Origin of the sequence: Micromonospora sp. NPDC049240 (assembly GCF_040647835.1) — a bacterium.
Classification (GTDB): Bacteria; Actinomycetota; Actinomycetes; order Mycobacteriales; family Micromonosporaceae; genus Micromonospora.
The window spans coordinates 34170-55801 of sequence record NZ_JBEZCX010000011.1 but is presented as its reverse complement, the minus strand read 5'-3'; the positions used below and the strand labels follow the sequence as shown (position 1 = coordinate 55801).

At 76.6% G+C, this 21632-nt stretch carries 6 protein-coding genes; 1 reads left to right on the top strand and 5 read right to left on the bottom strand.

Annotation, left to right across the window (positions count from 1 at the left end):
- The first annotated feature begins 289 nt into the window (after positions 1-289).
- Complete coding sequence (locus AB0B02_RS18185) at positions 290-3097, top strand: AAA family ATPase (RefSeq protein WP_357301564.1); 2808 nt, start codon at positions 290-292, stop codon at positions 3095-3097.
- Positions 3098-3169: 72 nt separating this feature from the next.
- Here AB0B02_RS18185 and AB0B02_RS18180 read toward each other — a convergent pair whose 3' ends face one another.
- From AB0B02_RS18180 to AB0B02_RS18160, 5 genes are all read right to left on the bottom strand, one after another.
- Positions 3170-4543 (bottom strand): glycosyltransferase, encoded by a 1374-nt coding sequence (locus AB0B02_RS18180; protein WP_357301561.1) that lies wholly within the window; start codon positions 4541-4543, stop codon positions 3170-3172.
- A 12-nt stretch (positions 4544-4555) separates the two neighbouring features.
- Entirely contained in the window at positions 4556-5392 is an 837-nt protein-coding gene (locus AB0B02_RS18175) for an ABC transporter permease (protein WP_281940986.1), read from the bottom strand.
- Positions 5389-6414: an ABC transporter ATP-binding protein gene (locus AB0B02_RS18170; protein ID WP_281940984.1), complete on the bottom strand. Its 1026-nt coding sequence runs from the start codon at positions 6412-6414 to the stop codon at positions 5389-5391. Before AB0B02_RS18170 ends, AB0B02_RS18175 begins: the two co-directional genes overlap by 4 nt.
- Positions 6415-6498: 84 nt before the next feature.
- Positions 6499-12123 (bottom strand): type I polyketide synthase, encoded by a 5625-nt coding sequence (locus tag AB0B02_RS18165; protein WP_357301556.1) that lies wholly within the window; start codon positions 12121-12123, stop codon positions 6499-6501.
- 25 nt (positions 12124-12148) lie between these two features.
- Entirely contained in the window at positions 12149-21616 is a 9468-nt protein-coding gene (locus tag AB0B02_RS18160; protein ID WP_357301553.1) for a type I polyketide synthase, read from the bottom strand.
- Positions 21617-21632: the final 16 nt, after the last annotated feature.

The window sequence follows — 21632 nt, the reverse complement described above, 5'->3', positions numbered from 1 at the left end:
AACGTCCGGTCGGCACCGCAGGTTTACCGCCGAAACGGTGGGGTCCCGGGACCGTTGTCGCACGCCAGGGCCGATGCCAGACTCGCCTGGAGCCGGAACGGTCGTCCGACGACACGCTCCGGTGGGGAGGATTCCAGGGTCCACCCGGCCGGCGACCCGGTGCGCTTCACCCCTGTTTCGCGTCTGCGGCGGGTGTGGTGAAGGGGTCGTCGACGACACCGGGCGGAGCGGCCTGCCGGCGGCGGTGACCCCGTCGCGGCGCCGCCGACGAGAAGGGCTGACGACACACGTGCTGGTACAGCGAGAGGAACAGCTCACCCTGCTGCGCGAGACCTTCCAGAACTGCGAACGGCAGCGGAGGGGACACGTCTCGCTCGTCACCGGCGCGGTGGGCAGCGGCAAGACGAGCGTGCTGGAGTCGTTCGGCGACTGGGCGGCCAACGCCGGTGGCCGGGTGCTCAGCGCGACCGCGTCGCGCGCCGAGCGCGGACTGCACCTGGGGGTGCTGGGGCAACTCCTGCAGGGGGCGCGGCTCGACCCCGAGACCGGGGTACGGGTGGAGCGCCTGCTGCGCCACTCCCCGACCGCCCCGCCGGAGCCCGGACACGGCGGCGACGACGCCGCCGACCAGGTGTGGGCGCCGGTGCTGCACGGCCTGTTCAGCACGCTGCTCGAACTGGCCGAGACGGCGCCGCTCGTGCTGACCGTCGACGACGTGCACCACGCCGACCCGGCGTCGCTGCACTGCCTGCTCTACGTCGCCCGCCGGCTGCGGCACACCCCGATCATGGTGGTGCTCGCGGAGGCCCGCACGTTGCGCCCGTCGCACCCGCACTTCCGGGCCGAACTGTTCAGCCAGCCCCACTTCACCCGGATCACCCTGCCGCCGCTGACCGTGGAGGCGATCGCCCGGCTGGTCGACGACGACGTCGAGCCGGCGGCCCGCGAGGCCGCCGAGCGCTGCCTGCGGATGACCGGCGGCAACCCGCTGCTCACCCGGGCGCTCATCGAGGAACAGCCCCGGCCGGCGACGGACGAGGAACCGACCGTGGACGCCACCCTCGGCGACGCGTTCGACCAGGCGGTGCTCGGCTGCCTGTACCGGCACGAGCCGGGCGTACGCCGGGTGGCACAGGCGATGGCGGTGCTGGACCGGCCGGGCGGCCCGGCGGACCTGCTCGGCCACCTGCTCGACGTGGTGCCGGAGTCGGTCACCCCGATGGTCAGCATGCTGCGCACCACCGGCCTGCTGGACCATGATCGGCTGCGGCACCCCCGGATCCGGCGGTCCATCCTGGCCGACATGTCCGTCGACGAACGACGCGACCTGCACCAGCGGGCCGCCGAGGTGCTGCACGAACACGGCGTCGAGCCGGGCGGCGTGGCCGAGCACCTGGTCGCCGCCGGATGGGCGGAGGCCGGGTGGACCGTGCCCGTGCTGCACGACGCCGCCGCCCAGGCGCTCGCCGCCGGCCGGCCCGACGTGGCCGCCGGCTGCCTGCGCCTGGTCGGCCGCGCCGAGGTGGACGACGAACAGCGGGTCGCCATCACCGCCATGCAGGTCAGCGCGCGCTGGCAGATCAATCCGCTGGCCGTCAACGGGCAACTCGACCAACTGGTCGACGCCGCCCGGGCGGGCGGCTGGCCGGCCGACGCCGCCCTGTCCGCCGCGCCGTACCTGTTGTGGCAGGGGCGGGTCGAGGAGGCCGACGAGGCGATCGCCGGCTGCGCCGGGGACGACGAGCAGGCCCACGCGACGGGCCGTCGCCGGACGATGCACCTGCTGCTGGGGCTCTCCCACCCGGAGCACCTGGCCGCCGTACGGGAGGCGGCCGGTGCGCCGCGGACCGCGCTGCTGGCCGGCGGCTCCTCACCGGCGCAGGCGCTGGGCCTCGTCGGCGCGGCGCTGACGCCGACCGGCGACCACGACGCGGTGGCCGGCGCCGAGCAACTGCTGCACCGCCACCACTGCGACGACGGCATGCTCCCCATGTTGGCCGCGCCGCTGCTGGCGCTGCTCTGGGCCGGGCGCGCCGACCGGGTGGCCGCCTGGACGGCGGCGCTGCTGGAGCGGCCGGCCGTGCGGCACGCCCCGCTCTGGCGGGCGGTTCTGCGGGCGCTGCGCGCCGAGGCGGCGCTGCGGCTGGGCGACCTGACCGTGGCCGACCAGCAGGCCCGGGCCGCGCTCGACGACCTGCCGGTGGCCGCCTGGGGAGTCGCCGCGGCCGGCCCGCTGGCCACGCTGATCGCCTGCGCCACCGAGTCCGGGCGGCACGCCGAGGCGGATCGCTGGCTGGCGCAGAGCGTGCCGGCCGGCGCCTTCCGCACCCCGCTCGGGCTGCACTACCTGGCCGCCCGGGCCCGCCACCACCTGGCGCTCGGCCGGGCCCACGCGGCCACCACCGACCTGCGCCGGTGCGGCGAACTCATGCGCGCCTGGGGCGTGGACGTGGCCGGGCTGGTGCCCTGGCGGCTGGAGCTGGCCCGGGTGCAGCTCGCGGTGGGCAACAAGGCGCACGCCACCCAGTTGCTCCAGGAGCAGTTGCGGGTGCCGCACGGGGTGGACGACCGCACCCGGGGCCGGGCGCTGCGGCTGCTCGCCGGCACCACCGCGCCGGACCACCGGCGCAAGCTGCTCTCCGAGGCGGTGAACCTGTTGCAGGGCTGCGGCGACCGGCTGGAGCTGGTCCGCGCGCTCGGGGACACCGGGCAGACGCTGCAACGGGCCGGCGACTCGGCGCAGGCGCGGCTGCTGGTCCGTCGGGCGTACCAGCTGGCGCAGGACTGCGGCGCCTCGGTGCTGGCGCAGCGGCTGGTCCGGCGCGAGCCGGGCAGCGTGCCGGCGGGTCCGCCGGCCGAGGCGCCGGAGCCGGAGGACGGGCTCAGCGAGGCCGAACGGCGGGTCGCGGCGCTCGCCGCGCAGGGCCACACCAACCGGCAGATCTCCAGCAAGCTGTTCATCACGGTGAGCACCGTGGAGCAGCACCTGACCCGGGTCTACCGCAAGCTCGACGTCAAGCGCCGCTCGGACCTGCCGGCCCGACTGGTGGCCTTCGCCGAGCCGCTGGGCGAGGAGATCCAGACCGCCGCGTCCTGACCCCACGGGTGTAAGGCGGGGCCCCTTGTTAACGCCGGGCGTTAACAAGGGGCCCCGCCTCTACCGAATGCGTTAGGAAGGGGCCCTTCCTAAACCGCTCAGCACCAGGTCGGCGGCGGCGGTCACCCCGCCGGCGCGGCGCAGGCAGTCACGCCAGCGGGCGGCGCGGTCACGGAAGGACGGCTCGGCCAGCAGCCGGCGCAGCTTGCCGACGACGTCGTCGACGTCGAGCGGGTCCTCGTGCTCGACCGCCAACGCCACGCCGGCGTCGACCACCCGCACCGCCCCGTCGTAGCAGTCGAACCAGAACGGCATCACCAGCTGCGGCACCCCGAACCAGGCCGCCTCGTGGATCGCGTTCGCGGCGGCGTGGTTGAAGAACACCCGCACGTGCGGGTGCGCCAGCACCTCCACCTGCGACGGCAGCCACGACTCGACGCGCAGGTTGGGTGGCAGTTCGTCGGCCGGCGGCAGCAACGCGTGCCGGGCGGCGGGCAGCTTCCACAGCACCTGGTGCTCCGGCCCGAGCCGGGCGGCCACCTCGACCAGCGCGGCCACCTGCGCGGCGGTCGGGCGCATGATGGTGCCGAAGCCGACGTAGACCACCGACTCGTGGGCGTCGAGCCAGGCCCGCAGCTCGGCGCCGTCCGGGCTCGGCACGATCTCCCGGGGCACCATCGAACCCACCATGCGCAGGTTCGCCGGCGCGGTGTCGAACGGGTACTCCAGCCCGAACACCGTGTAGGCGAGCAGCGCCTGGGCCGCCTCGGCGTACTGGGAGGGGCGCAGCTCGACGTTGCTGATGCCGGCGTCCGCGCGCCGCGCCGCGGCGGCGGTGCTGCGGGCGAGCCGCTCCGGTTCGGTGAGCGTGGCCACCAGCGCGGCCCGGTAGCGGTCGTTCGCCGCCCGCTGGCTGGGGTTCATCGCCAGTGGCAGCCCGGACAACGACATCGGGTACGCCGGCGGCAGACTGTCCTGGAGGAAGTTCGACGGCGGCACCGTGACGCTGATGACGAACGGCACCCCGCGGGTGATGGCCGCGTCCAGGCCGAACGAGGCGAACGAGTCCACCACCGCCCGCGCCGGCCGCACCTCGTCGATGACCGCCAGGCAGCGCTCGTACAGGTCGTGCAGGTGGTCGAAGTCGGTGGAGGCGTCGACGTAGCTGGCGAAGTTCACCACCCGGGAGCCGGTGGACATCCGGCGGTGCGTCTCGTCGTCCCAGTGCTCCGGGCGGACCTCCACCCGAGGTGGGCCGAGCGAGACGAAGCGCACGTCGCCGTCGCCGGGCAGCGCCTCGATCTCGGCCCGCCGCTCGTCCGTGCAGGCGAACCGGACCGGTCGGGCGGCCCGGCGCTTCAGCTCGCCGGCCAGCGTGAGCAGCGGGTTGAACAGCCCCGCGCTGCCGGAGCTGACCAGCAGCAGCGGGGCGTCGTCGGGGTTCATCGCGGCCGGCCCCTAGTCCATCGCCCGGCGCATGAAGCCGCGGATGCCGACGGCGGTGAAGACCACGAACACCCCGGCGAGCACGACCAGGTCCAGCCAGAGCGGCACCGACTCGACACCGGGCGGCGCGACGAGCGACCGGGTGGCCTCGCTGACGTAGGTGAGCGGGTTGATTGCGCAGACCACCTGGAACCAGGGCAGCGAGTCCAGCGCGCGCAGCGGGAACTGGGTGGCGCCGGTGAACATCAGCGGCGTCAGCGTGACCGTGAACATGATCTGGATGCGGTGCGGCGGGACCAGGGTGCCGAACGTCAGGCCCAGGGCGGCGCCGACCAGCGCGCCGGCGGCCAGCACGCCGATCACCGGCAGCAGCGTGGACAGCGGCCAGGTGACGCCGAGGATCAGCATGCCGACCGGGATGAGCACCAGCCCGGCGACCAGGCCCCGGATCGCGCCGAAGACGATCTTCTCGAACGCGACGAGCGGGATCGCCATCGGCGACAGCAGCCGGTCCTCGATCTCCCGGGTGAAGGAGAAGTCCATCACCATCGGCAGCGCGGTGTTCTCCAGCCCGATCAGGAACGCGTTGAGCGCGATGACGCCGGGCAGCAGCACGTTGGCGAAGTCGTCACTGGCGTAGCCGAGATCCTTGAGCACCTTGCCGAAGATCAACAGCATGAACAGCGGCTGGAGGAAGACCTGGGCCAGGAACCCGCCCAGCTCCCGGCTGGTGACGAAGACGTCGCGCCACAGCACCGCCCGGAACGTGGTGAGCTGGTCGCGCAGGCGTACCGGCGGGGGTGCGGTGACGGCCGGCGGCGCCGGCGCGGCGGGGGCGGTGACGGTCACCGAAGGTCCCTTCCGGTCAGGTGGATGAAGACGTCCTCCAGGCTGGGCTGGCCGACGCTGAGGTCACGGACCTCGCAGCCGAGGTCGGTGAGGACCTTCAACGCCATCGGCACGGCGTTGGCCGGCGCACCGGCGGTGTAGACCCGGAACGACAACGGCGCGTCCGGATCCTCCGGCGTCGGCATCGGCGGCATGCCGGGGAACATCGGCAGCTCCGCCGCGCCGCCCGCGCGCAGCCGTTCGACGCGTTCCACGTCCGGCACGTCGGTCAGCGCGGTCTGCACCGCCTCGGCCGGCGCGCCGGGCGCGACCACGAGCGTCAGCGTGCTGCTGCCGGGCAGCGTCCGGGTCAGCGCGGTCGGCGTGTCCAGGGTGAGCAGCTTGCCGTGGTCGACGATGCCGACCCGGTCGCAGAGCTTCTCCGCCTCCTCCATGTCGTGCGTGGTCACCACGACGGTGACCCCGGACCGCTTCAGGTCGGCGATCCGCTCGTGCACGAACAGCCGGGACTGCGGGTCGAGACCGGCGGACGGCTCGTCGAGGAAGAGCACCCGGGGGGCGTGCATCAACGCCCGGGCGATCATGGTGCGTTGGGCCAGGCCGCCGGAGAGGAAGTCCGTGCGGGCCTTGGCGAAGTCCTTCAGGCCCATCTGTTCCAGCAGCTCGTCGGCGCGTTTCACGCGGCGGGCCCGGGACACCCGGTGGTACGCGGAGTGGAACAGCAGGTTCTGCCGGACGGTGAGCGACCGGTCCAGGTTGACCCGCTGCGGCACCACCGCGAGCAGTTGCCGGGCCACGGCCGGCGCGCGGGACACGTCCGCGCCGCAGACCAGGGCACGACCGGAGGTGGCCCGCACCCGGGTCGTCAGCACCCCGATCGTCGTGGTCTTTCCCGCGCCGTTCGGCCCGAGCAGACCGAAGACCTCGCCCGCGGCGACCGAGAAACTCAGTCCGTCCACCGCCGGCGGCATGTCGGGCCGGTACTTCTTGACCAGCCCGTCGACCACCACTGCCTCGTCCACGTCGTCATGCTCCCGTCCTGGTTCCTGGTAAGACAGTTGTCCGCCACCGCGATAGGGGGCGTTAGGGGCAGCCAAGGGGCGGCCTCACAGCCCCCGCTCGGTGAGCCACGCGTCGACGGTGGCGGCGAGTTCCGGGCCGCGTTCGCCGACCATGGTGAAGTGGTCGCCGGCCGCGTCCCGCGTCTCGTGCGGGTACGGCCACACCGACTTCCACCCGTCGGGTTCCCCGGTCCACTCCCCCAGCGGCTCGCCGGCGCGTACGAGCAGCGTCGGCGCGGCCATCGGCGTGGGGTTCCAGTCGAGGAACAGCGGCAGGTAGCCGGCCCACGCGGTGGCCCGGTGGTCGTCCATCGGGGTGTACGCGCTGTCCCGCTCGACCATCCCGTCGAGCAGCTGCGAGGTCCAGCCGCCGAGCACCTCGCTGCCGGCCGGGTAGGTGTCCATCAGCACCACCGCGGCCGGGGCCCGGCCCTGCCGCTCCAGCTCGGCGGCGAGCAGGTTGGCCACCATCGCGCCGCCGGAGTGGCCGGCCAGCACGAAGTCGCCGGATCCGACCGCGCGCAGCACGGTGTCCGCGTGCACCCGCAGCAGCGCGTCGAGGTCGGCGGGCAGTTCCTCGCCGACGCCGAAGCCGGGGTTGGGCAGCGCCCACACGTCCCGCCGGCCGCGCATCCCGGCGGCGACGCGGGCGTACTCGTGCGCGCCGGAGAGCAGCGACATGGTGCAGCAGCAGACCACCGGCGTGGCCGGCCCGTCGGCCAGCCGCATGACGGCGGCCGGTCGGGTCAGCTCCTCCGGGGTACGGAAGCTGGGCCGGAACTGGGCCAGCTTGACCAGCAGCTCGGCGTACCCGGCCGCGTCGGCGCGCGCCTTGGGCTGCCGGAACAACCCGCCGAGCAGGCCGCCCGCGCCCTCCGGTGACGCCGCGTCGGCGGGCGCGTCGGCGGCCGGCCCGCCGAGGATCACGCCCAGCAGGTGCCCGGCCAGCGCGATCGGGGTGGGGTGGTCGAAGAGCAGGGTGGCGGACAGCTCCGCGCCGGTCTCCTGGCGCAGCGCGTCGCGCAGCTCCAGCGCGGTGAGCGAGTCGAAGCCCAGCTCCAGGAAGTCCCGGTCCTCCTCGACCGCGCCCGGCCCGGCGTGTCCGAGGACGGTGGCGGCCTGCGCCCGGACCAGGTCCACCAGGATCCGGTGCCGGTCGGCGGCGGGCACGGCGGCCAGCCGGGCCCGCAGCGCGGTCGCCGGGTCGGAGCCGGTCCCGGCGGCCGGGGCGGTCGGTTCGGTCACCGCGTCCGGCACGCCGCGCAGCAGCGGGGCCGGCCGGACCGCGGTGAACGCGGGCACGAACGCCGGCCAGTCGACGTCCGCGACGGCGACCTCGTCGCCGCCGGCGGCGACGGCCCGGTCCAGCGCGTCGAGGGCCACGCCGGGGTCCAGCGGGCGGATGCCCCGACGGCGTAGCTGCTCCGGGTCGGTGGCCTCGCCGTGCCACGGCGCCCACGCCAGCACGGTGGCCGGTCGACCGGTGGCGCGGCGGCGGGCGGCGAGGGCGGCCAGGCCGGCGCCGGTCGCGGCGGTGACCGCGGCGCCGCCGCTGCCCCAGGTGGCGGCCGTGGAGACGAAGATCAGGAACTGGTCGACCGGGTGGTCGGCGCAGACGGCGTCGAGCCGGGCCACCGCCTCCAGGTGCCCGCTGACGGAGCCGGCCAACCGGTCCGGGTCGGCCGCCACGACCGGCTCGCCGGCCCCGCCGGCGTCGGCCACGTGCAGCACGGTACGCACCGGCGTGCCGGCCGCGGCCAGTCGCGCCAACGCGGCGGACAGCGCCTCCGGACCGGCCACGGTGGTCACCTCGACGCCGTGCACCGTGGTCCGCTCCGCGCCGTCGACGGTGGTCCGCTCGACGCCCTCCGGGCCGGCCCGGTCGGTGTCGGCCAGCAGGGGTGGGCCGGCCAGGAGCAGGTGGGTCACGCCCGCCTCGGCGAGCCGGCGCAGCAGGTACGGGCGGCGAACCGGGGCGTCGCCGTGCACCAGCACCGCGCCGTCCGGCCGCCACGGCCGGTCGACGCCGGCCGGCGCGCGTTCCAGCCGGCGGGCGCGCAGGCCACCGGCGCGGATCGCGAGCTGGTCCTCGACGCCGTCCCCGGCCACCACGCGGGCGAGCCGGGCGGCGTCCGGGCCGGCCGGTTCGGCGGGCAGGTCCAGCAGGCCGCCCCAGAGCCGGGGGTGTTCCAGCGCCAGCACCCGGCCCAGGCCCCAGACGGTGGCGACCGCCGGGTCGGGTGTCGGGTCGTCGGCGTCGACGGCGACCGCGCCCCGGGTGACGCACCACAGCGGCGCGGTGACCCCGGCGTCGGTGAGCGCCCGCACCAGCGCGACGGTCCCGGCGAGGACGTCCCCGCCGTCGGTGGCCGTCGCTCCGGCCGCGTCGCCGGTGGCCGCCGATCCGGCCCCGTCGGTGCCCGGCCCCGATTCGGCCGCGTCGGTGCCCGGCCCCGATCCGGCCGCCGGCGCTCCGGTGTCCGCCGACCGGTGGACGGCCGCGACGGCGGGCAGCAGCGAGATCACCCGGACCGGGGTGAGGGTGCCGAGGCGGTCGCGCAGCGTGGCGACCGGGTCGACACCGGGCGGCGCCGGTACGGGCACCGGCTCCAGGCCCTCGGCGCGTACCGCGTCGGTCACGGCGTCGAGCAGGTCGCCGGGTGGGCCCACGACCAGGCACGGGCCGGTCGGCGCGGCGCCGGTCGGCGGCTCGACCGGGGTCCAGCCGGTCCGGTAGCGCAGTCCGTCCAGGGTGGCCGACCGGCGGCGACGGTCCCGGTAGCCGGTCAGCGCCGGCAACAGGTCGCCGAGCGGGCCGGCGGCGTCGTCGTCGAGACCGAGCAGGGCGGCCAGCGCGGCCGGGTCGCCGTCCTCGGCGGTGGACCAGAACTCGCCGTCGGCCGGGTCGGCGGGGCGCGGGCCCAGGTCGAGCCGGATCGGGTCGGGCCAGAACCGCTCGTGGGCGAACGCGTACGTGGGCAGGTCGATCCGGGTGGCGTCGGTGCCGGCGAACAGCGCGGGCCAGCGTACGCCGGCGCCGCGCAGGTCCACGGCGGCGAGCGCGGCGAGCAGGCCGGCCGGTTCGGGCAGCTCACGCCGGGCGACCGGCACGAACGCGGCCGGTTCGGCGTCGGGCAGGCACTCGCGGGCCAGTGCGGTCAACGCGGCGTCCGGGCCCAGGTCCAGGAAGGTGCCGGTCCCGGCGGCGGCGAGCGTGGCCACCGCCGACGAGAACCGCACCGTGTCGCGGACGTGCTCGACCCAGTAGCCCGGGTCGGTGGCCTGCGCGTCGGTGAGCGGCTCGCCGGTGCGGTCGGAGACCAGCGGCACGCTCGGCGGCTGCCAGGTGAGTTTCTCGGCGACCACCCGGAACTCGGCCAGCATGTCGTCCATCCGGGCCGAGTGGAACGCGTGGCCGACCCGCAGCCGGCGGGTCCGGCGACCCTGGGCGGCGAGCCGCTCGCCGGCGGCGAGCACCGCGCCCTCGTCGCCGGAGAGCACCACCGACTCGGGGCCGTTCACCGCGGCCAGCGCCACCCGCGCGTCGAGCAGCGGCGTCACCTCGGCGGCGGACGCGCGGACCGCGAGCATCGCGCCGCCGGCCGGCAGCGCCTGCATGAGCCGGGCCCGGGCGGCCACCAGCGTGGCCGCGTCCGGCAGCGACAGCACGCCGGCGACGTGCGCGGCGGCCAGCTCGCCGACGGAGTGGCCGAGCAGGTGCGCCGGGCGCAGGCCGAGCGCGGTGACCAGCCGGTACGCGGCCACCTGGTAGGCGAAGAGCGCGGGCTGGGTCCACTCGGTGCGGTCCAGCAGCGCCGCCTCGGGGGTGTCCGGCGCGGCGAACGCCACCTCGCGCAGCGGGCGGCTCAGGTGCCTGTCGAGTTCGGCGGCCACCTCGTCGAACGCGGCGGCGAAGACCGGGAAGCGGCGGTGCAGCTCGGTGCCCATGCCGGGCCGCTGGCCGCCCTGCCCGGGAAAGAGGACGGCGAGCTTGCCGGCGGTCCGGGCCACGCCGCGAACCACGCCGGGCGCGGGCCGGTCCTCGGCAACCGCACGCAGCCCGGCGCGCAGCGCCGCCGCGTCGTCGCCGGTGACCGCGGCCCGGTGCGGCAGCGCCGCCCGCGTGGTGAGCAGCGCGTACGCGACGTCGGCCGGGCGCAGGTCGGGGTGGGTGTCGAGGTGTTCGAGCAGCCGGCGGGCCTGTCCGGCGAGCGCCGGCCCGGAGCGCGCCGAGACCACCCAGGGCGCCGGCGGGGCGGGGCGGCCGGTCGGCGGGGTCGGCGGGTCCTCGACCTGTTCGATGACGGCGTGGGCGTTGGTGCCGCTGACGCCGAACGCGGAGACGCCGGCCCGGCGCGGGCGGCCGGTCGCCGGCCACTGCCGCGCGTCGGTCAGCAGCTCCACCGCGCCGGCCGTCCAGTCGACGTGCGGGGTGGGCCGGTCGACGTGCAGCGTGGCCGGGAGCCGGCCGTGCCGCATGGCGAGCACCATCTTGATGATCCCGGCGACGCCGGCGGCGGCCTGGGTGTGCCCGATGTTCGACTTGACGGAGCCGAGCAGCAGCGGCGTGGACCGGTCCTGCCCATAGGTCGCCAGCAGCGCCTGCGCCTCGATCGGGTCACCCAGCGTGGTGCCGGTGCCGTGCGCCTCCACCACGTCCACCTCGGCGGCGGTGAGCCCGGCGTTGGCCAGCGCGGCCCGGATCACCTTCCGCTGGGCGGGGCCGTTGGGCGCGGTGAGGCCGCTGCTGGCGCCGTCCTGGTTGACCGCGGTGCCACGCACCACGGCGAGCACCGGGTGGCCGTGCCGGCGGGCGTCGGAGAGCCGTTCGACGAGCAGCATGCCGACGCCCTCGGACCAGCCGGTGCCGTCGGCGGCGGCGGCGAACGACTTGCACCGGCCGTCGGTGGACAGGCCGCGCTGCCGGGAGAACTCCACGAAGACGGTGGGGGTGGCCATCACGGACACGCCGCCGGCCAGCGCCAGCGTGCACTCCCCCAGCCGCAGCGCCTGGCAGGCCAGGTGCAGCGCGACCAGCGACGACGAGCAGGCGGTGTCGACGGTGATCGCCGGGCCCTCCAGGCCCAGCGCGTACGCGATCCGGCCGCTGGCCACCGCCGCCGCGCTGCCGGTGCCGAGGTAGCCCTCGACGCCGCCGCCGACGCCGGTGAGCAGCGCCGCGTAGTCGCCCTGGCTGCTGGTGGCCGCGTACACGCCGGTGGGCGCGCCGCGCAGCGCGGTGGGGTCGACGCCGGCGGACTCGAACGCCTCCCACGCGGTCTCCAGCAGCAGCCGCTGCTGCGGGTCCATGGCGAGGGCCTCGCGCGGGCTGATGCCGAAGAACGCCGGGTCGAAGTCGCCGGCGTCGGGCAGGAAACCGCCGTCGCGGACGTAGGAGGTGCCCCGGCTGGCCGGGTCGGTGTCGTAGAGCGCGTCGAGGTCCCAGCCCCGGTCGGCCGGGAACGGCGCCATCGCGTCGCGGCCGGCGTCGACCAGCTCCCAGAGCTGCTCGGGCGAGCGCACCCCGCCGGGGAAGCGGCAGCTCATCCCGATGATCGCCACCGGTTCGGTGAGCCGGTCGGCGAGTTGCTGGTTCTGCTGTTTGAGTTTCTGGTTGTCCAGCAGCGACGCGCGCAGCGCGCCGACCACCTCGTCCAGCGAGACGCTCATCGGGCCCTCCCTGCGGCCGGCCGGGTCACGAGTCGGATCCTTCGAGCGCCATCCGGACCAGTCCGGCGACGTCGAGGTCGTGGATCTCGGCCGCCGGCACCTCGGGGGCCGGGTCGGCGGCCGGCGCGGCGGTGTCGTGGCCGAGGCGCAGCAACTGGTCGAGCAGGCCGGCCTGGCGCAGCCGGTCCAGCGGGATGGCCGCGAGCACCCGCCGGACCGTCTCCTCGTCGGCGCCGCCGGCCGGCTCGTCGCCGCCGGGGAACAGCTCGTCGTCGAGGTACGCGGCCAGCCCGGCCGGGGTCGGGTAGTCGAACACCACGGTGGTGGGCAGCTCCCGCCCGGTCGCGGCGGTGAGCAGGTTGCGCAGCTCCACCGCGGTCAGCGAGTCGAACCCGAGGTCGAGGAAGCCCCGTTCCGGCTCGACCGCGTCGACCGAGGGGTGGCCGAGCACCTTCGCCGCGTCGGTGCGTACCAGGTCCAGCAGCGCGTCCCGGCGGTCGTCGGCGGTCAGCGCGCGCAGCTCGGCGAGCCGGTCCCGGCTCGCCGGCCCGGCCGCCGCGACCGGCTCGGCGGCGGCGGTGGCGAGCGCCCGCACGGCCGGCAGGTCGGCCAGCAGCGGGCTGGGCCGCAACGCGGTGAACAGCGGGTGGAACGTGGCCCAGTCGACGTCGGCGACGGTGACGCAGGTGTCGTCGGCGGCGAGCGCGTGCCGCAGCCCGGCCATCGCCGGCTCGGGCGGCAGCACCCGCAGGCCGCGGCGGCGCAGTTGCTCCGGCGCGTCGTCGTCGAACATGCCGGACTCGGTCCACGGCCCCCAGGCCACCGACGTGGCGGGCAGCCCGCGCGCCCGCCGTCGCTCGGCGAACGCGTCCAGCGCGGCGTTGCCGGCCGCGTATCCGCCCTGCCCGCCGCTGCCCCAGGTGGCGGCGATGGAGGAGAAGAGCACGAACGCGTCCAGTTCGACGCCGTCGAGCAGCTCGTCGAGCAGCTCCGCGCCGGCCAGTTTCGGCCCGATGACGTACGCCAGGTCCTCCAGCGTGGTCTCGGCCAGTGGCACCACCTCGCTGACGCCGGCGGCGTGCACCACCGCGCGCAGCGGTGGCCCGTCGGCGCGCAGGTCGGCGAGCAGCGCGGTCATGGCGGTCCGGTCGGCGGCGTCGGCGCGGGCGACCCGGCAGTCGACCCCGGACGCGGTCAGCTCGGCCAGCAGGTCGGCCGCGCCCGGCGTGTCGACGCCGCGCCGGCTGGTCAGCACGATCCGTTCGGCGCCGGCGTCGGCCGCCCAGCGGGCCACGTGCCCGCCGAGCGCGCCGGTGCCGCCGGTGATCAGGACGGTGCCGCGCGGCTGCCACGGCGTCGGGTCACCGTCGGTGGGCGCGGTGGCCAGCCGCCGGGCGTACGTCCCGTCGCCGCGCACCGCGAGCTGGTCCTCGGTGGTGCTGGTCAGCAGCGTGGCGAGCCGCCGGGCGGTGTCGTCGTCCACGGTGGCGGGCAGGTCGACCAGGCCGCCCCAGCGGGCGGGCTGTTCCAGCGCGGCGACCCGGCCGAGGCCCCACAGCGCGGCCTGCCGGGGGCTGGGCGGGGCGTCACCGACGTCGACCGCGCCCCGGGTGGCGCACCAGAGCCGGGCCGGCGCGTCCAGGTCGGTGAGCGCCTGGAGCAGTCCGACGGTGGCGGCCAGGCCGCGCGGCAGCGTCGGGTGCTCGGCGTGCGGCGTCTCGTCCAGCCCGAGCAGGGACAGGATGCGGGTCGGCCCGTCGCTGGTGGCGGCGGCGACCAGGTCGGTCAGCCGGGCGGCCAGCGTGTCGGCGTCGGCGGCGGTGTCGACCGGTTCGACGGTGGCCAGCGCGTCGGCGGTGGCGGTGTCGACCGGTTCGGTGGGGGTCGCCGCGCCGAGCGCGCCGGCCAGCGTGACCAGGTCCGGTTCGGCGGCCCGGTCGGCGGGCAGCAGCACCAGCCAGCGGCCCGGTCCGTCCGGCGCGGGCCCGGTGGTGGCGTCGACCGGCTCCCAGCGCACCCGGTAGCGGCTGCCGTCCACCACCGACCGTTCCCGACCGCGTCGCCGCCACGCCGACAGCGCCGGCAGCACCGCGTCGAACGGCTGGTCCGGGGCCACGTCCAGCTCGGTGAGCAGGCCGTGCAGGTCCTCGGCCTCGACGGCCGCCCAGAACCGGCGTTCCACGGCGGTGTCCTCGGCGGGCGGCGCGGTCAGCCAGGCCGGCGGCTGCGGCCAGTAACGCTGCCTGTCGAACACGTGGGTGGGCAGGTCGGCCGGCTGCGGGTCGGCGTCGGCGTGGAGCGCGGGCCAGTCCACGCCCACGCCGTGCACGTGCAACGCGGCGACCGCGCGCAGCAGGGTGAGCGGTTCCGGCCGGTCCCGGCGCAGCGTGGGCAGCACCGGCGGGACCGGCCCGTGGGCGGCCAGCACGCCCTGGGCCGGCGCGGTGAGCACCGCGTCCGGGCCGACCTCGAGGTACGCGGTGCAGCCGTGCTCGCGCAGCGCGGTGACCGCGTCGGCGAAGCGGACGGTGTCGCGGGCGTGCCGGGCCCAGTAGCCGGGCGCGCCGATGCCGGCCACGTCGACCGGCGCGCCGGTGACGGTGGAGATCAGCGGCACGGTCGGCGGGTGGTGCGGCAGCCGGGCGGCGAGCGCGGCCAGCTCGTCGAGCACCGGTTCCATCAGCGGGCTGTGGAACGCGTGGCTGACGGCGAGCCGTCGGGTGCGTACCCCTCGGGCGGTCCAGTCGGCGGCGGCGGCGTCGACGGCGTCGGTGGGGCCGGCGACCACGACGGCGGCGGGGCCGTTGACCGCGGCGAGCGCGAGCCCGCCGGCGAGCGTGGCGCGGACGTCGTCCTCGCTCGCGGCGACCGCGAGCATCGCGCCGCCGGCGGGCAGCGCCTGCATGAGCCGGCCCCGGGCGGCGACCAGTTCGGCGGCGTCGGCGAGGGTGAGCACGCCGGCGGCGTGGGCGGCGGCGAACTCGCCGATGGAGTGGCCGGCCACCGCGTCGGGCCGCAGGCCCCAGTCGGTGAGCAGCCGGAACAGCGCCACCTCGACGGCGAACAGCGCCGGCTGGGTGAACTCGGTGCGGTCCAGCAGCGCCGCGGTGTCGGTGCCGGGTTCGGCGTCGAGCAGCGGGCGCAACGGCCGGGACAGGTGCGGGTCGAGCGCGGCGCAAGCCTCGGTCAGCGCGTCGGCGAACACCGGGTACGCGGCGGCCAGCTCGCGGCCCATGCCGGGGCGTTGCGCGCCCTGCCCGGAGAACAGGTACGCCACCCGGGGCCGGCCGGTCACCGCGCCGGTGACCAGCACGGGCGAGTCGTCGCCGGTGGCGAGCGCGCGGAGCCCGGCGCGAAGCGCCCGCCGGTCGGTGGCGAGCACCACCGCCCGGTGGTCCAGCGCGGCCCGGGACACCGCCGAGGACCAGCCGACGTCGACAAGCGGGGGCGCGGTCGGCCCGGCGAGCCGGTCGGCCCACGGCGTGGCCTGCGCGGCCAGCGAGGCGGCGGTACGCGCGGACAGCAGCACCGGCACCACCGGCGGCTCCGCCGGCTCACCGGTCGGCACCGGCGGCTCGGGGGCCTGCTCCAGGATGGTGTGGGCGTTGGTGCCGCTGATGCCGAACGAGGAGACGGCGGCGCGGCGCGGCCGGCCGGTCAGCGGCCAGGGCCGCCCCTCGGTCAGCAGGTCCACCGAGCCGGTCGTCCAGTCCACCTGGTCGCTGGGCGCGTCGACGTGCAGCGTCGGCGGCAGGTAGCCGTGGCGCAGCGCGAGGATCATCTTGATCACGCCGGCGACACCGGCGGCGGCCTGGGTGTGGCCGATGTTCGACTTGATCGAGCCGAGCAGCAGCGGCCGGTCCGCCGGGCGGCCCTGCCCGTACGTGGCGAGCAGCGCCTGCGCCTCGATCGGGTCGCCGAGCCGGGTGCCGGTGCCGTGCGCCTCGACCGCGTCCACGTCGCCCGCGTCGAGCCGGGCGTTGGCCAGCGCCGCGCGGATGACCCGCTGCTGGGCGGGCCCGTTGGGGGCGGTGAGCCCGTTGGACGCGCCGTCCTGGTTGACCGCGCTGCCCCGGACCACGGCGAGCACCGGGTGGCCGTTGCGGCGGGCGTCGCTGAGCCGCTCGACGAGCAGCACGCCGACGCCCTCACCCCAGCTCGTGCCGTCGGCGCCGGCGGCGAACGCCTTGACCCGGCTGTCCGGGGAGAGTCCGCGTTGCCGGCTGAAGCCGACGAACACGCCGGGGGTGGACATCACGGTGACGCCGGCGACCAGTGCCAGGGAACATTCGGCGGCGCGTAGCGCCTGGCCGGCCCAGTGCAGCGCGACAAGCGACGAGGAGCAGGCGGTGTCGACGGACACGGCCGGCCCTTCCAGCCCGAGCGTGTACGACACCCGGCCGGAGAGCACGCTGCCGGCGTTGCCGGTCATCAGGTGCCCCTCCGCGCCCTCGGCGGTGAGCATGAGGTTGCGGTAGTCCTGGTAGTTGGTGCCGACGAAGACGCCGGTAGGGGTGCCGCGCAGCGTCCGCGGGTCGATGCCGGCGCGTTCGATCGCCTCCCACGAGGTCTCCAGCAGCAGCCGCTGCTGCGGGTCCATGGCGAGCGCCTCGCGGGGCGAGATGCCGAAGAAGCCGGGGTCGAAGTCGGCCACGTCGGGCAGGAAGCCGCCCTGGCGGGCGTAGCTGGTGCCCTCGACGGCGGGGTCGGTGTCGAAGAGCCGGTCGAGGTCCCAGCCCCGGTCGGTGGGGAAGTCGCCGATGGCGTCGCCGCCGGCGGCGAGCAGTTGCCACAGCCTCTCCGGGTCGTCCGCGCCGCCCGGGAAACGGCAGCTCATCGCCACCACGGCCAGCGGCTCGTCGGGGGTGGCCACGGCGGCCGGCCCGTCGACCGGCGCGCCGGCGCCGGTGAGCAGCTCGTCGAGGTGCCCGGCGAGCACCGCCGGGTTCGGGTAGTCGAACGCGAGCGTGGCGGGCAGCCGCAGCTCGGTGGCGGTGGCGAGCAGGTTGCGCAGGTCCACCGCGGTCAGCGAGTCGAGGCCGAGGTCGCGGAACGGGCGGGTGACCGGCACGTCGTCGGCGGCGCCGTAGCCGAGCGCGGTGGCGGCGCACTGGCGGACCAGGTCGCGCAGCGTCTCGGTGCGTTCGGCGGCGGTGCGGCCGGCGAGCTGCCGGGCCAGCGCCGAGCCGGGCTGGTCGACCGGTTCGGGGGTGGCCGCCGTCTCCGGGGGCCGCAGCGCGTCCCGGACCTCGGGCAGGTCACCGAGCAGCGGGCTGGGCCGGACCAGCGCGAACGCGGGCGCGAAGCGACCCCAGTCGACGTCGGCGACGACAACTGTGGGTTCGTCGCGGCCCAGCGCCCGGGCCAGCGCGGCGACGGCCGACTCCGGGTCCATGGCGACCATGCCGCCGCGGCGTAGCCGCTGCTGGGCGCGTTCGTTGTCGGCGGGCAGGCCGGCGCCGGCCCAGGCGCCCCAGGCCACGGAGAGCGCCGGCAGCCCGTCGGCGCGGCGCCGGTGCGCGAGCGCGTCGAGGTGGGCGTTGGCCGCGCCGTACGCGCCCTGCCCGGCGTTGCCGGTGGTGCCGGCGACGGAGGAGAAGAGCACGAACGCGTCCAGCTCGCGGTCGCGGGTGAGCGCGTCGAGGTGGTCGGCGGCGGCGCTCTTGGGCGCGGCGACGGTGTGCAGGCGGGCCGGGGTGACGGTGTCCACGATGCCGTCGTCGAGCACGGCGGCGGTGTGCAGCACGGCCCGCAGCGGCGCGTCGTCGGGCAGGTCGGCGAGGAGCGCGGCGAGCTGGTCGCGGTCGGTGACGTCGCAGCGGGCCACGGTGACGCGTACCCCGAGGTCGGTCAGCTCGGCGGCGAGGTCGCCGGCGCCGGGGGCGTCGGGGCCGCGGCGGCTGGCCAGCAGCACGTGCGCGGCGCCGGCGCGGGCGGCCCAGCGGGCCAGGTGCCCGCCGAGGCCACCGGTGCCCCCGGTGATCAGCACGGTGTCGCGGAGCCGGACGGTGTCGTCGGCGAGGTCGGTGGTCCGGGTGAGCCGGCGGGCGTGGGCGCCGGTGTCGCGGACGGCGATCTGGTCCTCGGGCCCGTCGGCGCCGAGCACCGCGCCGAGCAGCGCGGCGGTGGTGGCGTCGAGCCGGTCGGGCAGGTCGACCAGGCCGCGCCAGCGGGCCGGGTGTTCCAGCGCGACGGCCCGGCCGAGGCCCCAGACGGCGGCGGCGGCCGGGTCGGGGGCGGGATCGGTGTCGCCGGTGGTGACGGCGCGGCGGGTGGCGCACCAGAGCGGCGCCTCGACGCCGAGCGCACCGAGCGCCTGGACCAGGTGGGCGGTGCCGGTGACGCCGAGCGTGGTGGCCGGGTGCTCGGGGTGGGCGCGTCCGTCGAGGCCGAGCAGGGAGAGCACGGCGGCGGGCCCGTCGGCGGGCAGCGCGGCGCGCAGCCGGTCGGCGAGCGCGGCCGGGTCGTCGGCCGGATCGACGGGCACGGGTACGGGGTCGGCGCCGACGTTGCCGAGCGCGCCGAGCACGCCGGTGACGAGCGGGTCGTCGGCCAGGTCGGCGGGTACCGGGACCAGCCAGGCGCCGGTGAGCCGGGTCAGCGGCAGGTCGGGCAGCGGGGTCCAGGTGACCCGGTAGTGCCAGCGGTCGGGGTCGGGTTCGCCGTCGCGGTCGGTGACGAAGCGGGGCGGGGCGGGCCAGTACCGCTGGTGGTCGAACGCGTAGGTGGGCAGCGCGACGGTGTCCGTGCCGGCGAGCACGGTGGTCAGGTCGACGGGCAGGCCGACGCTGTGCGCGGTGGCCAGGTTGGTCAGCAGCCGGGTCGGGTCGTCCTCACCCCGACGCAGCGTGGACAGCGTGTGCCCGGCGGTGCCGAGGTCGTCCAGGATCGCGGTCACCGGCATGGTCAGCACCGGGTGCGGCGAGATCTCCACGAACGTCGTGTGACCCGCCCCGACCGCCGTGCGCACCGCGGTGTCGAACCGCACGGTCTGCCGCAGGTTGTCGTACCAGTAGTCGGCCGTCATCGTCGCCGGGTCCACCCAGTCCCCGGTGAGTGTGGACACCAGACGGGTGTGACCGGGCTGCGGCGTCACGTCCGCCAGCTCGGTGCGGAGCCGCTGCGCGACCTCCTCCACGGCGGCGGAGTGCGAGGCGTAGTCCACCGGGATCAGCCGGGCCCGGATGCCGTCGGCCTGACACGACTCGACCAGGTCCGCGACCGCCTGCGGCGGACCGGAGACCACCACGGTCGCCGGGCCGTTGATCGCCGCGATCCCCACGCCCGCGAAGCGTGATCCGTTCGCGGCCGGGCCGGTCCTGTCGCGGGTCGATCCCGCGCCGCCGGGCGCCGTCGCGCTCCCGGCCAGCCGTGCGGTGACGTCGTCGGCGGACAGGTCGACCGATGCCATCGTGCCGGTCCCGCGCAGCACGGACAGGGCACGTGACCGCAATGCCACCGTCTTCGCGGCGTCGTCGACGGACAGGATTCCCGCGACGCACGCCGCGCCGATCTCCCCCTGCGAATGCCCGATCACGGCCTGCGGGTTGACCCCCACGTGCCGCCACACCGCGGCCAGGGCGATGCCCACGGCCCACAGGACCGGCTGCACCACCTCGACCCGGTCCAGCCACGACTCGTCGTCGCCGGTCAGCACCGACACCAGGTCCACGTCCAGATACGGCGCCAACGCCACCTGGCACTCGGCCAGCGCCGCGTCGAACGGCGCGCACCGGCCCACCAGGCCCGCCGCCATCCGCGCCGACTGCGCGCCCTGACCGGGGAACACGAACACCGGGCCGGCGGGCCGCTCCGCGGTGCCGGTCACCACCGCCGGCGACGGCGTACCCGCCACGAGCGCGTCCAGACCGGACAGCAACTCCTCGGCAGACGACCCGAGCACCACCGCGCGCTGGTCGAACGCCGACCGGGTGGTGGCCAGCGACCAGGCCACCGTCGCCGGGTCGGCCGGGTGCGCGCGCAGGTGCGCGGCCAGCCGGCCGGCCTGCCCGGCGAGGCCGCCCCGGGTCCGGGCGGAGACCGGCCAGGCGGTGACGTCGGCGGCGAGCAGCCCCGGGGCGGGGACGGCGGCGGGCGGCGTGGGCGCCTCCGGCGCCTGTTCCACGATGACGTGCGCGTTGGTGCCGGAGATGCCGAACGACGACACCGCCGCCCGGCGGGGCCGGTCGCGTTCGGGCCACGGCCGCGCCGACGTCACCAGCTCCAGCGCGCCGGACGACCAGTCGATGTGCGGGGACGGCTCGTCGACGTGCAGCGTCGCCGGCACCAGTCCGTGCCGGATGGCCAGCACCACCTTGATCACCCCGGCCACGCCGGCGGCGGCCTGGGCGTGCCCGATGTTCGACTTCACCGAGCCGAGCAGCGCCGGCCCGGCGTCGCCACGGTCCTGCCCGTACGTGGCCAGCAGCGCCTGCGCCTCGATCGGGTCGCCGAGGTTGGTGCCGGTGCCGTGCGCCTCGATGAGGTCGACGTCGGCGGTGGCCAGCCGGGCGGCGGTGAGCGCCTGGCTGATCACGCGCTGCTGGGCGGGCCCGTTCGGGGCGGTCAGCCCGTTCGACGCGCCGTCCTGGTTGACCGCGCTGCCGCGTAGCACCGCGAGCACCGGGTGCCCGTTGCGGCGGGCGTCGGAGAGCCGCTCCACCAGCAGCCAGCCGACGCCCTCGGAGAACCCGGCGCCGTCGGCGGCGGCGGCGAAGGAGCGGCACCGCCCGTCCGGGGAGAGCGCGCGTTGCCGGCTCGACCCGATGTAGAGGCCGGGGGTGGCCATCACGGTGACGCCGCCGGCGAGCGCCAGCTCGCACTCCCCCGCCCGCAACGCCTGCGCGGCCAGGTGCAGCGCGACAAGCGAGGACGAGCAGGCGGTGTCGATGGAGACGGCCGGGCCCTCCAGGCCGAGCGTGTACGACACCCGGCCGGAGGCGACCGCCGCCGCCCCGCCGGTCATCGAGTGGCCCTCGTCGCCGTCGGGCGACATCATCAGCAGCGTGCCGTAGTCCTGCCCGTTGGTGCCGACGAACACCCCGGTGCGGCTGCCGCGCAGCGTGGCGGGGTCGATGCCGGCGGACTCGACGGCCTCCCACGCGGTCTCCAGCAGCAGCCGCTGCTGCGGGTCCATGGTGAGCGCCTCGCGGGGGCTGATGCCGAAGAACGCGGCGTCGAAGTCCCCGGCCCCGTCGAGGAAGCCGCCCTCGCGGGCGTACGAGGTGCCGGGGTGGTCGGGGTCGGGATGGTAGAGCCGGTCGAGGTCCCAGCCCCGGTCGTCGGGGAACGGGGCGACCGCGTCCCGGCCGTCGGTCAGCAACTCCCACAGGTCCTGCGGGTCGCGGACGCCACCGGGCAGCCGGCAGCTCATCGCGACGATCGCCACCGGCTCCAGTTCCTGGGACTGGGCCTCGCTGAGCCGGCGGCGGGTGTCGTGCAGGTCCGCCATGACCCGCTTGAGGTAGTCGCGGAGCTTGTCTTCATTGGCCATCGGTAGCCGCTTCCTC

Excerpts from the sequence above, each read along its gene's own strand:
- AB0B02_RS18180 (WP_357301561.1), bottom strand. The coding sequence starts at position 4,543 with ATGAACCCCGACGACGCCCCGCTGCTGCTGGTCAGCTCCGGCAGCGCG.
- AB0B02_RS18165 (WP_357301556.1), bottom strand. The coding sequence starts at position 12,123 with ATGAGCGTCTCGCTGGACGAGGTGGTCGGCGCGCTGCGCGCGTCGCTG.
- AB0B02_RS18160 (WP_357301553.1), bottom strand. The coding sequence starts at position 21,616 with ATGGCCAATGAAGACAAGCTCCGCGACTACCTCAAGCGGGTCATGGCG.